At 70.4% G+C, this 14242-nt stretch carries 14 protein-coding genes and 2 pseudogenes; 6 read left to right on the top strand and 10 right to left on the bottom strand.

Going from position 1 to position 14242, the window contains the following annotated elements; genetic code table 11:
* Nucleotides 1–241: 241 nt before the first annotated feature.
* The gene (locus tag ACH427_RS16020; RefSeq protein ID WP_398870067.1) at nt 242–1279 is read right to left on the bottom strand and encodes a GDP-mannose 4,6-dehydratase; all 1038 of its coding nucleotides are present in this window, start codon (nt 1277–1279) and stop codon (nt 242–244) included.
* Nucleotides 1280–1654: 375 nt separating this feature from the next.
* On the opposite strand from ACH427_RS16020, the gene ACH427_RS16015 reads away from it, so the two are divergent.
* Nucleotides 1655–2353, top strand: a complete 699-nt coding sequence (locus tag ACH427_RS16015; RefSeq protein ID WP_398870066.1) for a helix-turn-helix domain-containing protein — start codon at nt 1655–1657, stop codon at nt 2351–2353.
* A 55-nt stretch (nt 2354–2408) separates the two neighbouring features.
* On the opposite strand, the gene ACH427_RS16010 is transcribed toward ACH427_RS16015, so the two are convergent.
* The 3 genes from ACH427_RS16010 to ACH427_RS16000 all read right to left on the bottom strand — a co-directional run bounded on the left by ACH427_RS16010 (nt 2409) and on the right by ACH427_RS16000 (nt 4730).
* Entirely contained in the window at nt 2409–2699 is a 291-nt protein-coding gene (locus ACH427_RS16010; RefSeq protein WP_398870065.1) for a helix-hairpin-helix domain-containing protein, read from the bottom strand.
* Between the two features lie 48 nt (nt 2700–2747).
* Entirely contained in the window at nt 2748–4094 is a 1347-nt protein-coding gene (locus tag ACH427_RS16005; protein WP_398870063.1) for an FAD-binding oxidoreductase, read from the bottom strand.
* An 87-nt stretch (nt 4095–4181) separates the two neighbouring features.
* Nucleotides 4182–4730 (bottom strand): hypothetical protein, encoded by a 549-nt coding sequence (locus ACH427_RS16000; RefSeq protein WP_398870062.1) that lies wholly within the window; start codon nt 4728–4730, stop codon nt 4182–4184.
* Nucleotides 4731–4946: 216 nt separating this feature from the next.
* Between ACH427_RS16000 and ACH427_RS15995 the strand changes: the two genes are divergently transcribed.
* On the top strand, nt 4947–5297 hold the full coding sequence (locus tag ACH427_RS15995; protein WP_398870061.1) for a hypothetical protein: 351 nt from the start codon (nt 4947–4949) through the stop codon (nt 5295–5297).
* A gap of 110 nt (nt 5298–5407) precedes the next feature.
* Nucleotides 5408–5737, top strand: a complete 330-nt coding sequence (locus tag ACH427_RS15990) for a hypothetical protein (RefSeq protein ID WP_398870060.1) — start codon at nt 5408–5410, stop codon at nt 5735–5737.
* A gap of 118 nt (nt 5738–5855) precedes the next feature.
* On the opposite strand, the gene ACH427_RS15985 is transcribed toward ACH427_RS15990, so the two are convergent.
* Complete coding sequence (locus ACH427_RS15985; RefSeq protein ID WP_398870059.1) at nt 5856–6797, bottom strand: GlxA family transcriptional regulator; 942 nt, start codon at nt 6795–6797, stop codon at nt 5856–5858.
* Between the two features lie 70 nt (nt 6798–6867).
* Between ACH427_RS15985 and ACH427_RS15980 the strand changes: the two genes are divergently transcribed.
* On the top strand, nt 6868–7500 hold the full coding sequence (locus ACH427_RS15980) for an HD domain-containing protein (protein WP_398870058.1): 633 nt from the start codon (nt 6868–6870) through the stop codon (nt 7498–7500).
* Nucleotides 7501–7753: 253 nt separating this feature from the next.
* Nucleotides 7754–9211, top strand: coding sequence for an RICIN domain-containing protein (locus ACH427_RS15975; protein ID WP_398870057.1), 1458 nt, complete (start codon nt 7754–7756; stop codon nt 9209–9211).
* A gap of 92 nt (nt 9212–9303) precedes the next feature.
* On the opposite strand, the gene ACH427_RS15970 is transcribed toward ACH427_RS15975, so the two are convergent.
* Nucleotides 9304–9441, bottom strand: coding sequence for a hypothetical protein (locus ACH427_RS15970; protein ID WP_398870056.1), 138 nt, complete (start codon nt 9439–9441; stop codon nt 9304–9306).
* 265 nt (nt 9442–9706) lie between these two features.
* Complete coding sequence (locus tag ACH427_RS15965) at nt 9707–10450, bottom strand: SDR family oxidoreductase (RefSeq protein ID WP_398870055.1); 744 nt, start codon at nt 10448–10450, stop codon at nt 9707–9709.
* A gap of 95 nt (nt 10451–10545) precedes the next feature.
* Here ACH427_RS15965 and ACH427_RS15960 point away from each other — a divergent pair, with 95 nt between their 5' ends.
* The gene (locus ACH427_RS15960) at nt 10546–11133 is read left to right on the top strand and encodes a TetR/AcrR family transcriptional regulator (protein WP_398870054.1); all 588 of its coding nucleotides are present in this window, start codon (nt 10546–10548) and stop codon (nt 11131–11133) included.
* 321 nt (nt 11134–11454) lie between these two features.
* Here ACH427_RS15960 and ACH427_RS15955 read toward each other — a convergent pair whose 3' ends face one another.
* The 3 genes and pseudogenes from ACH427_RS15955 to ACH427_RS15945 all read right to left on the bottom strand — a co-directional run.
* Nucleotides 11455–12450, bottom strand: a complete 996-nt coding sequence (locus ACH427_RS15955; RefSeq protein ID WP_398870108.1) for a heterodisulfide reductase-related iron-sulfur binding cluster — start codon at nt 12448–12450, stop codon at nt 11455–11457.
* A 12-nt stretch (nt 12451–12462) separates the two neighbouring features.
* Nucleotides 12463–13488: pseudogene (locus ACH427_RS15950) on the bottom strand (FAD-binding and (Fe-S)-binding domain-containing protein); the annotation flags it as partial.
* Between the two features lie 339 nt (nt 13489–13827).
* Nucleotides 13828–14238: pseudogene (locus ACH427_RS15945) on the bottom strand (FAD-binding oxidoreductase); the annotation flags it as partial.
* Nucleotides 14239–14242: the final 4 nt, after the last annotated feature.

Below are 14242 nucleotides of genomic sequence, written 5' to 3'. Positions count from 1 at the left end.
CTTCGCCACGTTCAACTCAACCCATCTCAAGACCGACGGACAGCAGAGGATTTCGATGTGGACATCCGGCACCCGGTAAGGCGTTCCACAGCGAACGAGTCATCTGGAGGCCCCGCACGGGGCACTGCTCCACCTCCCGCACACCACGCGCTCAGTGTCGGCGGGTGTGGCCACGAAAACCCGTAGAGTCGGCCGGTCCCGGCTCCACGAGGGGGGTGAGCAGGTGTTTTACCGGCGAGCCCTACCAGCTCGCCGCGGCGAGGAGCTCGCCGTGGTCACGCTCGAGGCCGGCCTGACGGAGGTCCGACTCCACCATCATCCGCATCAGTTGCTCGAAGCCGACCTCGGGCTCCCAGCCCAGCTCCCGGCTGGCGTCGCCGTAGTCGGCACACAGCGTCTCGACCTCGGCGGGCCGCACCAGCGCCGGGTCCACCACGACGTGCTCCTCCCAGTCCAGGCCCGCGGCCTCGAAGGCGATGCGCGCCGCGTCCCGCACCGAGTGCATCCGGCCGGTGCCCACCACGTAGTCCCGGGGCTTGTCCTGCTGGAGCATCAGGTGCATCGCGCGGACGTAGTCCCCCGCGAAACCCCAGTCGCGCACCGCGTCGAGGTTGCCGAGCAGCAGCTTCTCCTGCAGCCCCAGCTTGATCTGCGCCACCGCGAGGGAGATCTTCCGGGTCACGAACTCCGCGCCACGGCGGGGTGATTCGTGGTTGAAGAGGATCCCCGAGACCCCGAACACCCCGTAGGACTCACGGTAGTTCTGGGTGATGTAGTGGCCGTACGCCTTGGCCACCCCGTAGGGGCTGCGCGGGTGGAAGGAGGTCTGCTCGCTCTGCGGCGACTCCACCACCTTCCCGAACATCTCCGAGGAGGATGCCTGGTAGAAGCGGATGTGGCCGTGGCCGTCGCCTCCGCCCACGGACTTGCCCAGCCCGCTCACCATCCGGATCGCTTCGAGCATGCGCAGCACTCCGGTGCCGTTGACCTCGGTGACGAGCTCCGGCTGCTGCCAGGACATGGGCACGAAGGACACGGCCCCGAGGTTGTAGACCTCGTCCGGCTGCACCAGGTCCATGGCCGAGACCAGACTCCCCTGGTCCATCAAATCCCCGTCCACGAAGGCGAGGTCGGGTATGAGCTTGGCCACCCGGTCCTTGCGCGGGTTGGCCTGACCTCGGGTCAGCCCCCACACCTGGTAGCCCTCGGCGAGCAGATGCTCGGCGAGATACGAGCCGTCCTGCCCGGTGATTCCGGTGATCAGCGCGCGCTTGGACATTCGGTCCCCTTTCACTGCCACGGACAAAGCCGGTCGAGGGCCGCAAGTCCTCACCCAACGGTCGGCAGGCTCACGGAATCACGGAGCGGGCTACGGAATTTCCGAGTCTTCGGGAGGCGCTGGCCTCAAACCCCCCGCTCTTCGCAGTCGGCGGATCGCCAGGAGGGCATCGGGGATGGCGTGTTCGCGCTGTATACGGCTGAGGGGGAGCGTTCCTCCCGTGTTCTCGGAGCGTGCGGGGTTCTTCGGCGAAGGTGGCAGAGGGGCAGGGGGGATGGCCACGAATGGCGCGAGATGCGGATTCCGCACAGAAGGCCGGCGTTGAACCGGCACCTGTCCCGCACAGGTGAGGCGCTCGTGCGTAAAATTCCCGGTGTGTCCCCCGAGTACGTAGAGCGCGCGTCCCGGCTGCCGGGTGCGGTCGTCTGGGTGCAGGGAGCGCCTGGGTGCGCGGGTCCCGGCGAGGCGACGTCCGTATTGCCGGACGGCTGCATCGACCTGCTGTGGACGGCGGGCCGTCTCCTCGTCTCCGGGCCCGACACCAGCGCCTACCGGCCCGGCCGGGGCCACTGGGCGGGTGTCCGCTTCTCCCCCGGTATCGCACCCGCGCTGCTCGGCATCCCCGCGCACGAGCTGCGGGACCAGCGAGTGGATCTCGCCTGCCTCTGGCCCGGCGCCAGGGCGCGCCGCCTCACCGAACGCGTCGACGCGGCGGCCGATCCGGCCGCCGCCCTGGAGGAGCTGGCGTTACGCCTCGCGGCCGACGCGGAACCAGTCGACCCGCTCCTGCGAGCCGTCGTGGCGTCCTTGGAAGCCGGCCGGTCCGTCACGGCGACCGCCGACTCGGTGGGCCTCGGCGCGCGGCAGCTCCACCGCCGTTCCCTGACCGCCTTCGGCTACGGACCCAAGACCCTGGCCCGGGTCCTGCGCTTGCAGCGCGCCCTGGGCCTGGCCCGCCGTGGTGTTCCGTTCGCGGAGACGGCGGCCCTGGCGGGCTTCGCGGACCAGGCTCATCTGGCGCGCGACGTGCGGGAGATGGCGGGGAGGCCGCTCGGCGAACTGGTCGAGAAGTGAACCGCCGGCAGCGGCCGCCATCTCCCGTGTGCTCAACCACCGCGCCTCCGCGCTGTCACCCTTCCTCGCGGCCTTCGTCGGCCAGCAGCCGTTTGCGCTCAGGGGTGTAGTGCCACCAGGGGCGGCCAGGTTGCCCCTCGGCCTGGTCCACGGCGGACATCACGGTGTCGAGCAGGCAGGGATCGAGCCGCTCGCCATGAGCGGCTGACATCCGCTCGTACAGCTCGACCGGATCCTGGTTCCTCAGCTGCGCGATCTCGGTGATGCCGATGCGTGCGAAATACCTCGCCACGGACCGGCCCACGTTGACCAGCTCGGTGAGGTCCGATCCCTCAGCGGAAGCCACCCGGACTCCTTCCCTCCGTCGTGATGCCGAGCGGGCGCGGTCGCCCCCTCACGCCCACGGCTCCGCGGGCGGAATGTTGAAATTGACGCGGAACAGGTTGTCGGGGTCGTATGTGGCCTTGACGGCCCTCAACCGGTCGAAATCAGCCGGGGTGTAGACGGCGCGCACACTGGCGAGGTCGGTGTCCTCGACGCCGGCGAAATTGAGGCTCACCCCGCCGGTGCTCCACGGGCGCAGCCGGTCGAGCAGGTCGGCGCGGCGCCGCAGACTGTCGCCTTCCGGAACGGCACCCGTGAAGAACGAGAAGGCCGCGTCGCGCCCGCCCACACAGTTGGGGACCTTCGGCGGACGGGCGTAGGCGCCGCCGAAGTGCCGCAGTTCGGTGACGAACGGCGCCCCCGCGTCCGGTCCGGCCAGGGCGATGATGGTGTCGACGGCGTCGTCCGTCAGGTCACTCAGCAGCACGTTGCGGTCGTAGGAGACATACGGCATGGACGTGGGCTCGTGGTGAATCGTGCCGACCTCGGCGTAGGGCATGTCCCGTACGGTGTCCAGGAGTGCCGGACCGAGTTCGCGCAGCGGTCGCACCAGGTGCTCGCCGTCCGCCGTGTCACCGCTGTAGGCGACGCGGAGGTGGGTGATGAAGCGCCCGCGTAGCGGTTCGGGGACGTCGGGCAGGTCGGGGTTGTGGACCAGCAGCACCGAGGAGGCCATCTCCTCGGGTACGTGCCGGACCCATTCGGCGTAGGCGTGCAGCACCTCGGCGGTGGCCTCGCCCGGGAAGTAGAGCCCTCCGCCGTACAGCCGTGAGACCGGGAACAGGTCGACTTCCATGCCCACGACCAGGCCGAAGTTGTCCTTGCCGCCGCGGACCGCCCAGAACAGGTCGGGGTCGGCCTCGGCCGTCACCTCACGTAACCGGCCGTCGGCGGTGACCATGCGCAGCCGCCGCACATGGTCGGCGGCGTAGCCGAAACGGCGGCCCAGCAACCCCGCGCCCCCGCCCACCAGATAGCCGACCGCGCCCACGTTGGGACTCGAGCCGTTCAGCGGCGCCATCCCGTGCGGAGCGGTGCACTCCAGCACCTGCCGCCAGCGCGCCCCGGCTTCGATCCACGCCGTCGCCCGGGCCGCGTCGACGCGTACGCCGTCCATCCGCCGCGTGTTCACCAGCACGGCGTCGTCGGCCGACAGGGAGGGGCCGTGACCGGTGGCCATCACTCCCAGGGGCCGTTTCTGCTCGGCGGCCAGCCTCACCGCGGCCACCACATCCTGCTCGGTGGCCGCCTCGACCACATAGGCCGGCCGCGATTCAGCTGCCCGGTTCAGTCCCCGCCGGGCGTCGTCGTATCCCGGCTGACCGGGCTGAAGGGCCCATTCCATGTGCGTGCTCATGCTCGCCATGTAATCAAGCGGCTCAGTGCGGCATCTTGAAGGAATCGGACATGCCTCCTCGCCCGCCGAGCGGGTGATCGTCCCTGATCAGGCGGGGCGCTTCCGTGCGGTGACGTAGCTGAAGGGCGCGGAGACCCCGGCGCTGTGGTGACCGGCGGCCGTCAGGGCCAGGGCCAGCCGCCTGCGTGGTTTCAGGCCCATGCCCGCGGTGGCGTGCAGAGCGCCGAGTGCGAACCGTCCCCCGCAGCCCACGGCCGCGTATCCGTCGGCGGGCTCGGCTATCTGGTAGTCGTCGTAGACGGCGAACAGGCGGCCGTGCACACCGACGAGGAACGTCCCGGCCTTCTCCTGTTCGGAGTCCTTGCTCGCCCAGCCGCCGTCCTTGAGGCACTCGCGCAGCTTGTCCACGAAGACGGTGGTCATGAACCGGTCCAGGTCGCCCTTGGGACTGGGCGCTTTCAGCGCGTGGTGCAGCAGCTGTCCCATACGGAAGCTGGTGGTGAAGCCCATGACGTAGGGGCCGTTGCGGAAGATCTTCGGATCCCGGCGGACGGTGAGGTCGAGGCCGGACACACCGGCCGCGTCCCCGCCGAGGTGCACCCGTCCATCGTGTACGAGCCCGGCGATCACGGTCATGAAGCGCTCCCCTCTGCTGTGCCGCCCTTCTCGATACTGCGCCCGGGGAAGCGTGCGGAAACCGCTCTCCGGCAGGGCGGGGGCGCCTCAGAAGCGCCGGGCCGGCTCCTGCGCGGGGGCCATACGCGCTCTGGCGCCCTGCCCGGCCGCTGTGGCAGGATGCCCCGCCCCCGACCGGCTGTGGCAGTGGGACGGCCGCGCGTACGCACCCGTCTCGTGGCCCTGACCGTGGCCGACGACGGCGGATCCGCGCGCGGGTACATCCAAGGGCTCGCCCAGGTCATGCCTGCCCGAGGGAGCTCCGGGGGCTCGCATGGAGACTTCTCGCGGATACACGCCGGACGGGAACCCGAGCACGAACACCAGGCGCGCCTCGACCTGTCCCCGCTGCACGCGGACTGGCACCTGCGGTTCGCGTCGCGCGTCCTTCTGCCGGATGTGCACATCACCAGCGCCGTCGATGACGACGGAATCAACGTCTGGCTCAACGACAGCACATCGTCATGGGCGGCCTTCTCCGCCCAGGGCGACGCCACGGCTGTGACACCGTTCCTGAATCGAGCATGAACACAAGAAAAACCGGATGCGTACGGATCAGCCGGAAAGGGGACTATGGCCCCGGGGCCGGGGCCGCCGGTGCCCGGCGGACGGATGACAGCCGTGGGAGGTTCCGAAGGATGGACGTACAGCCGCTCGCCCCACCCGAGGTGGAAGGGACGGAGAACGGCGTGATCACCGCACACGCCGGCGCACCGCGGCTCGTCGTGCGGATCGGCCCGTACACGGGCATGTCCGCCGGTGACGAAGTGCGGCTGCGCTGGGACACCGGAGTCCCGCGCACCTCACTGGTCGACACCCGGCTCATCGTCGCCTCCGGGGTGGGAGCGAGCGCCCTCTTCCACCTGCCCCGGCCCGCGCCCGGCAGGGTCCGGGTCAGCTATGCCGTCGGCCACCCGGACGGCAGGTGGAGCGTCTCCCCGCACATGACGGTCACCATCGCGGGGTGATATGGGGCGGTTCAGGGGGATTCAAGGATTCACCACGCCGGCCGGGATGCCCTCGCGGCCTTGACAGAGTCCGAGCTGACCACGCCCTCGGGGAGGCCCTGGCCGGACCGCACCAGCACTACGTCCGAAAAGTGGCCCGGTAGTCCGCGGGGGACGTGCCGACGTGGCGATGGAAAGCCGCCCGGAAGGCCGCGGGACTGCCCAACCCACTGAGGCGGGCGACCTGTTCGACGGGGGCTGTGGTCGTCTCCAGGAGTTCGCGTGCCCAGTCGATGCGGGCCGCGGTCAGCCAGGCCATCGGTGAGGTGTCCGTCTCCTGCTGGAAGCGGCGGATGAACGTCCGGCGGGACATGTGCGCGCGGTGGGCCAGCTCGTCCACGGACTGACGGCGGGACAGGTTGTCGAGCATCCAGCCGCGCAGTGGTGCGAGGTCCGTGCCGCACGCGGCCGGCCGGAAGCGTGCGATGTACTGCGCCTGGCCACCGGAGCGCTGGGGCGGGGCGACGAGCACCCGGGCGCGGGTGCCGGCGGCCGCGGCACCGAAGTCCCGGCGGATGAGGTGCAGGCACAGGTCGACGCCCGCGGTCACGCCGGCCGAGGTGAGGACGTCGCCGTCGTCGACGTAGAGCTGGTTGGGCCGGACCTCGATCCGCGGGTACCGGCGTCGCAACGCGGCCGTGTTCTGCCAATGCGTCGTCGCGGGACGCCCGTCCAGCAGCCCCGCCTCGGCCAGCGCGAACGCGCCCGTACAGATCGACACCAGCCGCGCTCCGCGCGCGTGCGCCGAGCGGATGGCCGATAGCGCCGCGGCGGGAAGCGGGGCCTCCGGGTCCTCGTAGCCGGGGACCACGACGGTGTCGGCTTCCCGCAGCGCCTCCAGCCCGGCCGGTGCGGCAACGATGAACCCGCCACTGCGGACCGGGCCGGCTGACGGATCGGCGCAGACGGTGACCTGGTAGTGCGGGTCCGTCCCGAAGGTCTGCACGGGTATGCCGAGGTCGAGCGGAAGGACTCCGGGCAGCGCCAGCACCGCGACCCGGTGTTCGTCAGTGGTCGACATGGCACGATCCTAGCGGTGCACGGCCCGCGTGCCACTGTCGAGGGCGAAGTCCGGTTCATAACCTGCGTCCATGGACTTCTCGCTCGAACTGCCCACCGGCCCCCTGGCCGAGGCCATCCTCTCCGCCGTACGGACCTCCGAGACCCCGTCGCTGGCCAATCACAGTGTGCGCAGCTTCTTCTTCGCCCAGCTCCTCGCCGCCCACGAAGGCTGCCTGGAGGACGCCGCCTATGACCGGGACCTGCTGTTCGCCGCGACCGTCCTGCACGATCTGGGCGTGGGCGAACTCGCCAAGGGCAAAGCCCGTTTCGAGGTGGAAGGCGCGGACCTGGCGGCGGATCTGCTGCGCCGGCACAAGGTCCCCGAGGCGGACGTCGGCCGCGTGTGGGAGGCGATCGTCCTGCACACCTCTGCCGGCAGCGCCGAGCGCCGCGACCTGCTGACCTACCTCACCCGCGAGGGCGTCGGCATCGACTTCGGGCACAACGCGGAGATCGTCTCTCCCTGGGAGAAGCAGATCCACGCCGCCTATCCCCGCCTGGCCATGGTCCGCTCGCTCGTCGACGCGATCGTGGAACGCGCCGCCCGGTCGGACGCCGCGGCTCCGCTCAACTCGCTCGGCGCCGAACTGCTCCGCGAGCGCCGGACCGAGGGCGTGACCCGCCTGGAGCGCGCGGCCGCCTCCTGCCCCTGGGGAGAGTAACGGCCCTGTCCGCACCGACGCGGGGAGCGCCTCTGCCGCCGGTGCGTGAGGTGTCCCAGATCACTCAGGCCAGTTCTGTCGGGAATCTGCTATTCCGGCTCGCACCGCCCTACGCTCACCGAACGCGACAGGAGATCCACAGAATCGACACACACTCACCACAGAGAGGAAGCATGAACAGACCGTCAAGAGAGCCGCGAAGCTTCTCGCCGCGCCGGCCGTCGCCCTGACCCTCCTCTTACCCGTCCTCGCCGTGGCCGCGACTCCCGCGGCCGCCGCCTACACCTTCACCAACACCGACGGCACCCCCAACGCGACCGGCAACGGTGACGGAAACCAGATCTCCGTCACCCCCGACGGCACCAACTACACGAACTGGCGCCTGATCAAGCTCGGCGCCCCCGGCACGTTCAACATCGCCAGCACGTCCTCCGGGAAGTGCATCTACGCCACCCAGCCCGCCGTCCAGCAGTCCTGCGGCAAGGACGGCGAGCAGTGGCACTTCCGCCCCGTCGACGGCAAGCCCAACAGCATCGGCATCGTCCGCCGCGACGACAGCAGCGGCACCGAGTGGTGCATGGACAACCGGGGTGGCCTCCACCTGTGGGGCATCCTCGCCCAGCCCAACGTCTGCAACGGCAGCGCGAGCCAGGAATGGACGATCCCCGCCTCGAAGGCCGCCGAGGCGAAGAGCCTCGCCCTCGACTACTACGCCGACCTGTGCGCGAAGAAGACCTCCACCTGTCCGTGGACCGAGAAGTCCGAAGGGCAGCCCGAAGTCCTGCCCCGTCAGCCCGCCTCGTCGGTCTGGTACAACGACACCGGCGCCACGATGAAGCAGGTCTTCACCACCATCTACCACTCCGGCTGGGCGCAGTCCTACTCCGCGGGCCTGTCGACCTCCGTCGGTGTCTCCGTCCCGGTGCAGGCGATGATCTCCAGCCAGCTCAGCTCGACGCAGACCTACACCTCGGACGAGACGACCGTGAACGGCATCGCGATCGACGTCCCGTCCAAGAACTACGGATGGGTCGACTTCGCCGCCGTCGGCAAGAAGGTCACCGGCACATGGACCTTCGACACCGACAACCAGCCGTGGACGGCTGACGCGACCGTGACCGTCCCCGTCATCAACTCGGCGGCCGGGTCCACGATGTACGTCGCCCGCACCAGCACGGACGCGCCCGGCAGTGGCTCCGGCGGCGCCGACGTCAAGCCTGCCGCCATCGCGAAGACCGCCTCGGGCACCGCGGACCTGCCCGCGGGAGCCAAACTGGCCGCCTTCAAGGGCGGTGTCCAGGTCAACGCCGCCGACGGCAGCACGATCGCCACGGTGCACCCAGGCACCGTCACGGACACCGGCGGCACCACCCACAAGGTCGACCTCTCCGTCAGCGGCAACACGGTCACCCAGACCATCGAAGGCGTCACCGGCGACACCATCACCGGAACGATCTCGCCCCCGACCTACTCCCTGGGCAGCGACACCCCCGCCGCGAAGGAGGCCGTCAAGATGATGACGGCGGCGAACTCCTTCATGGCCGCAGCCGCTTCCAGCAGCGACGAGCACGACAAGTGCATGGCCAAGAAGATCGGCAAAGACATCGTCATCGGCGGCCTCAAGGGCGCCCTGGCCGGCCCCGAAGGCGTCGCCACCGGCATGCTCTTCGGCGCGTTCAAGGGCATTGCCACCGGCGTCATAGAGTGCTGACCGAGCACGCGAGCTGACCGCCTGAACGACCGCGTCCCCCTGCCTGCGGACCGGCAGGGGGACGCGCTGTTCTCCGGGCCGCCGACCAGAGGTCAGCTCGGTGACTGGCCCACAAGCCAGTTGCGCTCCCCGTCGAAGATGCCGGCCAGGACCGCGCCTTCCCACCGACCGCCCTTGAAGGGTCCGCGCTGATCGACGTGCACGACCAGGACGTCGTACCTGTCGATCACATCCGATATCCCGCGGGTCCGGCTGGTGTCCGGCCAGGCATCCGGATTCCGCCCGAACCACTCCGGCGGCCCGCAGTTCGGGCGAAACCACCTGGTCCCCATCCCGGATGTCGACTCCCCTGCCCAACTCAACGCGATGGTCGAGAGGGAGGACGCCGAGGACGACGACCGCCGCAAACCGGTCGCGGCCCGGGACGATCGGCGAGTACTTCGCCGCCGAACGGCCGCTGCTGCGGCCGTTGCCGCTGACCGGTGACGGCAAGTGTCACGCCTGGACGGTGGGGCGAACGTTGATCTCGCCGATCTCGACGTCACTGGGCTGCTCGATGGCGAAGGCCACCGCGCGGGCGACCGCCGCCGGAGGGATGCCCACCGCGTCCATGTTCTTGCGCGTCTGCTCGCGCATGTTCGGGTCTGCCATGGAGTCGGCGAGATCGGTGCGGACGTATCCCGGGGAGATGGCTGTCGTGCGCACCACCCCGTCGGTGGACTCCCTGCGCAGCCCCTCGTGGACGGTGCGCACCGCGTTCTTGGTCGCGGCGTAGACAGCCATCGAGGGGGACACGCCGGACAGGCCGGCCACGGAGACGATGCTCACCAGGTGGCCCGAGCCTTGCTCGCGGAAGGCGGGCAGCGCGGCGGCGACGCCGTTGAGCATGCCGCGAAGGTTGACATCGATCATGGCCGACCAACTCTCGGTGTCGAGGTCGGCCAGCGGACTGATCGGGGCGATGCCGGCGTTGTTCACCAGTACGTCGATACGGCGGTACTGGTCGGTGGTGGTGGCGACCAGGCGCTGCAGGTCCCCGGCCTTGGTGACGTCGACGACGCACGTGGCGGCACGGCCGCCCTGCTCACGGATCTCCTGCGCTATGGCGTCGATGCGCTCGCTACGGCGGGCTGCGAGGACGACCGTAGCGCCGCGCTGGGCGAGCAGCCGGGCCGTGGCTTCGCCGATACCGCCACTCGCTCCGGTGATAGCGACGATCTTGCCGTGAAGAGAAAGCACTACTGCCCCCAAGTAAAGTGGACACGTGTCCGCTGTATGCGCAGCCTACCGGACACGTGTCCACTTGCCAGAGCCGGAACATCAGGAGAGGCCCCATGAGTGCGCCGGCACGCCGTCCGGATGCGGTGCAGAACCGGACCCGCATCGTTGAGGCTGCTCGCGCAGCCCTCGCCGAGTCCCACCACGTCCACCTCAACGAAATCGCCAAGCGCGCAGGTGTCGGACAGGGAACGCTCTACCGGAACTTCCCCAACCGCGAAGCGCTCCTCGCCGAGGTCTACCGGCGCGACGTCGAAGAACTCGTGACCGCCGCCTCCGCCCTGCTGGCGGAACACGAGCCCGTGGAAGCCTTGCGTCACTGGCTCGACCGAGTGATCGACTACGCCGAGATCAAATACGGCGTCCTGGCAGTGCTCGAGCCGGCAGCGTGGCAAGACCTTGTCACCCACAGCCAGAACCCCATCGAAAGCGCTCTCAGCCACCTGCTGGACGCCGGGAAAGCAGCCGGTTCCATCCGCACGGACGTGGACGCCCGCGGGGTCCTCCTGCTCATCGCCTACCTCGGCCGACTGGACCGAGATGAATGGGAACCCCAAGCACGGCCTCTGATGAACGTCATCCTCGAGGGCCTCTGCCGACAGGGCGCGGACCGGCGAGGGCAGCAAACCCCGAAGACACCCTGAACAACAGCCACAGCATCACCAAATAGCGGAGGCGAGACGTCGGATCCGCCACCGAGCGGTGTCGGTTCTCATCGGCATTTCACTGCTCGGTGATCGACAGTTGCTGCCCGAACCCGTCGACAAGTGGTGGCCGCTCCCGCCTACGAAGCCATCGCAGACCGCGTCCCAGAAATCGTTGGGTGTCTCGATCCGTCGACGCCGCAAGTCGACGGCCCAGGACAGTTCGGGAGCGGCCGGCTCCCACATGCTCTCGGCCCACGCCTTTCCGGGCGTGGCCGGGCTCACGAGTCGGCAGTTCGCCGCCCTCGGACGAGCCGTCGCTCACAGCGCCGCACGCACCACCTCCAGCGGATGCCAGGCCCGCCGCCCGGTCCCGTGCAGGATCTGCTGGCGGCACGAGGTGCCCGTGGCCACGATGACCGTGTCGTCCGGCTGGGCCTCCACCGCAGGGAAGAGCCGGTCGGCTCCTACCGTCATGGACAGTTCGTAGTGCTCCGATTCGTAGCCGAAGGAGCCCGCCATGCCGCAGCAGCCCGCGTCCGGCTCGGTGACCTCGGCGCCGGGGACCGACCGGAGCAGGGCTACGGTGGCCTCGGTGCCGACCTCGGCCTTCTGGTGGCAGTGGCCGTGGTAGAGGAGACGTCGCCCGGCCGGCCAGGAGTCGGCGCGCAGTCGGAGGCGGCCGTCGGCGATCGCGTCGAGGAGCAGCTCCTCGACCTGGCGGACCCGTCCGGCGAGGTCCTTGACCACGGGGTCGTCGGGGTGCATGGCCAGGTGCTCGTCCCGCAGGGTCATCAGGCAGGACGGCTCGCAGCCGACGACCGGTGAACCCGGCGGCGAGGACGCCCAGATGCGGTGGGCGAGGGTGCGGGCCTGGTTCTTGGCGACGTCGGCCAGGCCCTTGGAGAGGGCCGCGCGGCCGCAGCAGCCACCGCTCTCCAGGCGGACCTCCCAGCCGCAGTGTTCCAGCAGTTCCACGGCCGCCCGGCCGATGTCCGGCTCGGTGTAGGTGGTGAATGAGTCGGCGAGGAAGGTGAGTTGCCCCTGGGGCGCGGGCCGCACCGTGCGGTTCCGCCGTCGGGACCAGCGTACGAGGTTGCCCCGGGCGAAGGCGGGCAACGGCCGGTGCGGGGTGATGCCCAGGGCCCGGTCGAGCAGGGTGCGCAGCAGGGGGATCCGGCCGGGGAGGTTGGACAGGGGCGCGGTGGCGGAGCCGAGGCGGTTGAGGGTGCGCGCGCCGGCGAAGACGCGGGAGCGGACCGGGACGCCGTGCAGGTCGTGGTGGTGGGCGAGGGTCTCGGCCTTCAGGGTGGCCATGTCGACGCCGAGGGGGCATTCGCTCTTGCACGCCTTGCACATCAGGCACAGGTCGAGGATCTCGTGGAGGCGTTCGTCGCCCAGGGCGCGGTGGGGGTCCGGGGACGAGAGCGCCTTGACCAGGGCACCCGCGCGGCCGCGCGTGGAGTCGTGTTCCTCCCGGGTGGCCATGTAGGACGGGCACATGGTGCCGGTGCCGGACTTGCGGCAGGCGCCGATGTTCATGCAGCGGTCGGCGGCGCCCCGCATGCCGTCCACCACGGAGAAGGAGAGGTGGGTGCGCAGCGGTGGGGCGGGGGTGAGGGCGGCGTCGCGGAGGTGGTCGGTCATGGCGGGGGCGTCGACGATCTTGCCGGGGTTGAGCCGGTTGTCGGGGTCGAAGAGGCGTTTGACCTCGCGCATGGCCGCGTAGAGGCGGGGGCCGAAGATCTCCCGGTTGAACTCGCTGCGGGCCAGGCCGTCCCCGTGTTCGCTGGAGTTGACGCCGCCGTACTCGGTGACCAGGTCTTTGATCTCCTCGGCGACGGCGCGCATGGTACGGACCTGTGCGGGGTCGGCGAGGTCGACGAAGGGCCGGATGTGCAGGCAGCCGACGGAGCAGTGGCCGTAGAAGCCCGCGGTGAGGCCGTGCCGGTCGAGGACGGCGCGGAAGCGCCGGGTGTACGCGGCGAGGTGGGAGGGGTGGACGGCGGTGTCCTCGACGAAGGCCAGGGGGCGTCGGGTGCCTTCGCCGGCGGACATGAGCAGGCCGAGTCCGGCCTTGCGGACCTTGAGGAGCGCGGCCTGCCGGTCGGGGGTGGTGGCGTGCAGCGTGTGGTAGCCATGGCCGTGGCGGGCCCAGAGGGCGGTGAGCCGGTCGAGGCGGCCGCGGAGTTCGCCCTCGTCGTCGCCGGTGAAGGCGACGAAGAGCAGGGCGCCGGGGTCGCCTTCGAGGACGGTGCTCAGCGAGGCGTATTCGATCTTCTGCCGGGAGAGGTCGAGGATGGTGCGGTCCAGGAGCTCGACGGTGGCCGGGTCGCAGGCCAGGGCGTCCTCGGTGGCCTCGACGGCGGCGGCCACGGAGGTGAAGTGCCCGACGGCGATGGCGGTCCGGGCGGGTGCGGGTACGAGGGCGACTTCGGCGCGGGTGGTGAGGGCGAGGGTGCCTTCGGAGCCGACGACGAGGTGGGCGGGATTGAAAGAGGCACCGCAGGCGAGGCGGTCGAGCCGGTATCCGCAGGCGCGCCGCCAGAAGGAGGGGAAGTCCTCGGCGATCGCCTGGGAGTTGGCGGCGAGGAGGCGGGGCAGGTCGCGGTGGATGCGGCCGTCGAGGGTGGGCAGGGCGGCGCGGCGCGCGCGTTCGGTCCCGGTGACGGGGGCGAGGCGGGTGCTGGTCGCGTCGGAGAGGACGACGTCCAGGGCGCGGACGTGGTCGATGGTCATGCCGTGGCGCAGGGAGCCGCTGCCGGCGGAGTTGTTGCCGATCATCCCGCCGATGGTGGCCCGGCTGCTGGTGGAGGTGTCGGGTCCGAACATCAGCCCGTGTGCGGCGGCGGCGCGGTTGAGCTGGTCCTGTACGACTCCGGGTTCCACGAGGGCGGTGCGGGCCGTGGGGTCGAGGTCGATGATGCGGTGCATGTGCCGGGAGAGGTCGAGGATGAGGCCGGGGCCGACGGTCTGCCCGGCGAGGCTGGTGCCCGCGCCGCGGGCGGTGACGGACACACCGTGTTCGGCGGCCGCGGCCACGGCGGCCCGGACGTCGTCGGCGTGGCGGGGGAAGGCGACGCCGAGCGGGGTGATGGCGTACATGCTG

The organism is Streptomyces sp. NPDC020379 (assembly GCF_044387105.1).
Classification (GTDB): Bacteria; Actinomycetota; Actinomycetes; order Streptomycetales; family Streptomycetaceae; genus Streptomyces.
This window is presented reverse-complemented; position numbering and strand designations above follow the sequence as displayed.